This window comes from Actinoplanes sp. NPDC048791, from assembly GCF_040650095.1.
GTDB lineage: Bacteria > Actinomycetota > Actinomycetes > Mycobacteriales > Micromonosporaceae > Actinoplanes.
On the sequence record NZ_JBEZGQ010000943.1, the window covers coordinates 1 to 3,268 of the forward strand.

The 3,268-nt window shown below is 72.4% G+C and carries 4 protein-coding genes and 1 pseudogene; 1 reads left to right on the plus strand and 4 read right to left on the minus strand.

Annotation, left to right across the window (positions count from 1 at the left end):
- Positions 1 to 787, plus strand: a pseudogene (locus tag AB0C29_RS40140) (hypothetical protein); the annotation flags it as partial.
- Between the two features lie 16 nt (positions 788 to 803).
- Here AB0C29_RS40140 and AB0C29_RS40145 read toward each other — a convergent pair.
- From AB0C29_RS40145 to AB0C29_RS40160, 4 genes are all read right to left on the minus strand, one after another.
- Positions 804 to 1,403, minus strand: coding sequence for an ATP/GTP-binding protein (locus AB0C29_RS40145; protein ID WP_360555009.1), 600 nt, complete (start codon positions 1,401 to 1,403; stop codon positions 804 to 806).
- Positions 1,384 to 1,734 (minus strand): DUF742 domain-containing protein, encoded by a 351-nt coding sequence (locus tag AB0C29_RS40150; RefSeq protein WP_360555403.1) that lies wholly within the window; start codon positions 1,732 to 1,734, stop codon positions 1,384 to 1,386. The genes AB0C29_RS40145 and AB0C29_RS40150 overlap by 20 nt, the downstream gene beginning before the upstream one ends.
- 160 nt (positions 1,735 to 1,894) lie before the next feature.
- Positions 1,895 to 2,311 carry a roadblock/LC7 domain-containing protein gene (locus tag AB0C29_RS40155; protein ID WP_212989688.1) on the minus strand — a complete coding sequence of 139 codons (417 nt, stop codon included), beginning with the start codon at positions 2,309 to 2,311 and terminating at the stop codon, positions 1,895 to 1,897.
- Positions 2,312 to 2,722 (minus strand): hypothetical protein, encoded by a 411-nt coding sequence (locus AB0C29_RS40160; protein ID WP_360832107.1) that lies wholly within the window; start codon positions 2,720 to 2,722, stop codon positions 2,312 to 2,314. It lies immediately after the preceding gene.
- Positions 2,723 to 3,268 lie beyond the last annotated feature (546 nt).

The following is a 3,268-nucleotide window of genomic DNA, read 5'->3' on the forward strand; positions in this document are numbered from 1 at the left end:
GGTGGTGCCGGACCGGCGCCCCGCGCCCGGCCCGGCGCGATACCCCATCGGTGCGGCGGCCTGGGGACTCGCGCCGCCGGCGCCGCCCGCGTACGCGCCGCCCCGCAAACGGTTCCCGGTCGGCGAGGTGATCATGGCCGCCGTGCTGCCGATCGTCATCTGCTCGTTCGGCAGCTGGATCTACTTCGTGTACGCGGGCATCCGCCGCCAGGAGCGACGCCAGTTCCTCTTCGCCCTGGGCTACACGGTGCTGTTCGTGGTGGCCTTCGTGATCGCCGCCTCGAACCCGAGCCCGGTCGAGAGCCCCGACCTGAACCCGACCGAGTGGATCGCCTTCACGATGTTCGCCGTGATCGCCATCGCCTCGGCGGTGCACGGCGCGGTGCTGGCGTCACACCCGGGCGACAGCCCCCGCAGCCGCACCCTGCGCGACCAGGCCCGCCAGTTCGCCACCTTCGACCCGGAACGGGCCCGCGCCCTCGGCATCGGCCGCCCGGACCTGATGCGCGCCTTCGACGACGGCGGCCTGGTCGACGTGAACCACGTGCCCGGCAACGAGCTGGCCCGACTGCCCGGGATCAGCTCCGAACAGGCCCACGGGATCGTGATCGACCGGCTCAACCGCGGCCCCTACGCCCAGCCCGAGGACCTCGTCATCCGCGGCGTGCTGCCGATGCGCGCGGTGAACCGGCTCTCCTCGAAGCTGATCTGCCTGCCGGTCGCGCAGCACGGCACCCCGCCCGGCGGCTGGCCGTCGCCGTACCCGTCAGCGCAGCACTACGGCTGACGCCGCGCCGGCGACCTCAGCGGGCGCCGGCCGCCAGCAGCTGCCGGCGGGCTACGTATTCGACCAACTCGATCAGCACGTTGCGGGCGGCCAGCGGCTCGCGGGCGTCGAACTCCACCACCGGCACATCGGGATCCAGGTCGAGCGCCTTGGCGACCGCCTTCGCGCCGAAGCGCCGGTCGGAGTCGAAGCAGTTCACCGCCACGACGAACGGCGTGCCACGCTGCTCGAAATAGTCGATCGACGGGAAGCAGTCCGCCAGCCGCCGGGTGTCGGCCAGCACGACGGCACCGAGCGCACCCTGCGACAACTCGTCCCAGAGGAACCAGAAACGGTCCTGCCCCGGCGTGCCGAACAGGTAGAGCTGCAGATCCTCGGTGATCGTGATGCGACCGAAGTCCATGGTGACGGTCGTCGTCCGCTTGCCCTCGACGCCCGAGGTGTCGTCGGCGCCCTCGACACCGGTCAGCACCTCCTCGGTCTGCAACGGCCGGATCTCGCTGACCGAGCCGACCATGGTGGTCTTGCCCGCACCGAACCCGCCGGCGATGAGGATCTTGAGCGCGACCGGGATACGCGAGCGCGTGCCGTCTCGGTCAGAGCGCACGGAGTCCATTGACAACCGCCTTGAGTACGTCGACGTCGTGCGGCTGAGAGGCCGCGGGGGGTTCGTAGAGCGAAATCAATCCCGCCGAGCGTAGATCACCCAGCAAGACCCGGACGACCCCGATGGAGAGGTCCAGTTTGGAGGCTAGTTCCACGACGGACGTGGGCTCCCACGCCGCGCCGACCAGAGCATGATGCTCCGGTTGCAGCGACGGTGCCGGCGGCGCGTCGGGCACGGTCGCCACCACGAAGGCGACCAGGTCGAACTCGCCGCCGGAGGGGGCGACCCGGCCCTGGGTGACCGCATACGGCCGGACCACCGGACCCGCATCCTGGTCCATCCAGTCGTGCGGGGCCCGCAGCGGGTCGGCCCGGTGCCCGCCTTCCCAGGTGTGCGACGCCCGCGGTCCCGCCGGCGCCGGGCCCCACTCGTGCGCGGGCCGTCGGTCAGCGGGCATCGGGCCCCCGTCCTGGCCCACCCAGTCGTTCGAGGCCCGTCGGTCAGCGGGCATCGGACCCGGCAGGCCGTTCCGGCGCATCCATCGTCTGCCCGACCCGGGTGACGAGCATGGCCATCTCGTACGCGATCAGGCCCAGGTCCGCGTCGCTGGCCGCCAGCACCGCCAGGCACGCGCCCAGCCCGGCGGCCGTGACGAAGAGGAACGCGTCCTCCATCTCGACCACGGTCTGGCGCACCGGGCCGGCCCGGAAGTGCCGGCTCGCGCCCTTGGCCAGGCTCTGGAAGCCTGCCGCCATCGCCGACAGGTGCTCGGCGTCCTCCCGGCTCAGCGCCGCCGAGGCGCCCATCATGAGCCCGTCCGCCGACAGCACCACCGCCTGCTGCGCGGAGGGCACTCGCTCGATCAGGTCGTCGAGCAGCCAGGTGAGGTTGGCACTCTGGTTTGTCGTGTATCCCACTTATGCGTCCTTATCCGGCCGGTTCTCGTGATTTTCGGGCGCGTTGTCTGTGCTGTTGTCGGATCCGGCCGCCACCGGGTCCTGCACTGCCGGGAAAATGACGGTAGCCGCCTCGGACCACATCGGCTCCCCAACCGTCTGCTGTTTGTCAGTTTCCGGACCATTGCTTGCCCTGTCGTCCGGTGCACTGCCGGCCGCCGCGGCGGCCAGTCCGGCCGCTTCGCGCCGGCCTCGGGTGGTGCCTTGCTGCAGCGCGCTCATCAGGGACCGGACCTGCTCCGGCGAACGCGACGGGGCCGCGGTCTGCTCGGCTACCGGTCCCCGCAGCTGCGGGGCGAGGCTGGCCTGACGGACGCGGCGCGGCAGCAGTGGCTCGTCGGCTTCGTCAGCTGACGGCTCGTCCTTGGGCATCGCCTTCGGGCTGGCCGGGGGCATTGCCTTCGGGGCTCCGGGGATCGCCGTCGGGGCTCCGGGCATCGTGTCCGGGGCTCCGGGCATCGCCTTCGGGGCTCCAGGCATCGTGTCCGGGGCGACCCGGGGTGACGGGATCCGCGGCGGCACCTGCGGCGGGGTGCCCAGCATCGCCGGGCCCTCGCCGTGCCGGAGCGGGCCGTCGACACTCAGCCCATCCGGGCCGGGCCCGGTCAGGCCAGGGCCGTTCAGGCCGGGACCATCCAAGGCCGGGCCGTTCAGGCCAGGACCACTCAGGCCGGCACCGTCCAGGGCCGGGCCGTTCAGGCCAGGACCGTCCAGGGCAGGACCATCTACGCCGGGCGAATCCAAGGTTGGGCCGCCCACGCCCGGCACGTTGAGGCCCGCGCCGGTCAGGCCGTTGCCGTTGGTCGTCGTTGTCCGGCCGTTGCCGGCGGACGGGAAGTCCGAGCTCAGCGACGCCGGCGGCGCCGGGGTGACCGGCGCGGGCGAACCAGGCACGGGGAATCCCGCGGCGGTGGACCC

What these genes read in the sequence shown, in the direction of transcription:
- AB0C29_RS40160 (WP_360832107.1), bottom strand. Translation starts at nt 2,722, where the DNA reads ATGCCCAAGGACGAGCCGTCAGCTGACGAAGCCGACGAGCCACTGCTG.
- AB0C29_RS40150 (WP_360555403.1), bottom strand. Translation starts at nt 1,734, where the DNA reads ATGGACCAGGATGCGGGTCCGGTGGTCCGGCCGTATGCGGTCACCCAG.
- AB0C29_RS40145 (WP_360555009.1), bottom strand. Translation starts at nt 1,403, where the DNA reads ATGGACTCCGTGCGCTCTGACCGAGACGGCACGCGCTCGCGTATCCCG.